Source organism: Streptomyces sp. L-9-10 (genome assembly GCF_004151105.1).
Lineage (GTDB): Bacteria > Actinomycetota > Actinomycetes > Streptomycetales > Streptomycetaceae > Streptomyces.
Genome location: NZ_PHRF01000059.1, coordinates 1 through 357, shown reverse-complemented (window position 1 = coordinate 357; position 357 = coordinate 1). Strand labels below are relative to the sequence as shown.

1 protein-coding gene is annotated in these 357 nt (G+C 67.8%); it reads right to left on the bottom strand.

Going from position 1 to position 357, the window contains the following annotated elements; translation table 11 throughout:
• Positions 1 to 357: polyketide synthase (locus CU044_RS16395; RefSeq protein WP_129769335.1), on the bottom strand; the 357-nt coding region annotated here is incomplete at both ends.

The window sequence follows — 357 nt, the reverse complement described above, 5'->3', positions numbered from 1 at the left end:
GTGCAAGGCCACCAACGACGACGAACACGCCGTATCCACCGTCACCGCCGGGCCCCGCAACCCCAGCGAGTACGACACCCGACCCGACAGCACACTGCCGGCGCTGCCCATCGAGCCGTACGCGTCGAGCGCACTCAGGTCATGGTTGTGGAAACGGTCGTAGTCCGACCCCATCGCACCGAGGTACACGCCGGTGTTGCTGCCCTCAAGGGTTTCGGGACGGAACCCGGCGCGCTCAAGAGCCTCCCACGAGGCTTCGAGGACCAGCCGTTGCTGCGGATCCATCGCCTGCGCCTCGCGCGGCGGGATCCCGAAGAACCCCGCGTCGAACTCCTCCACGTCCCGCAGGAATCCACC